We start from the raw sequence: 230 nt of genomic DNA on the forward strand, positions 1-230 counted from the left end.
GCCCATGGCGTGCTCGAGCAGGTTCTTGGCGATCTCGGCGTCCTCGCGGGCCGCGATGGTCCAGCCCACGACGAACCTGGAGAAGATGTCGAGCACGACGTACAGGTCGTAGTACACGCCCCGCTCCGGCCCCTTGAGCTTTGTGATGTCCCAACTCCACACCTGCCCCGGCGCCGTCGCGACGAGCTCGGGCCGGGTCCGGGGCGGGTGGCTCGCCTGCCGGCGCCGTT

Annotated in this window: 1 protein-coding gene; it reads right to left on the bottom strand. The window is 70.0% G+C overall.

Features of this window, described 5'->3' with window-relative positions:
- Positions 1 to 230: DDE-type integrase/transposase/recombinase (locus ACZ3HG_RS25045; RefSeq protein ID WP_465335277.1), on the bottom strand; the 230-nt coding region annotated here is incomplete at both ends.

The organism is Erwinia sp. PME.40.26/001 (assembly GCF_055556675.1).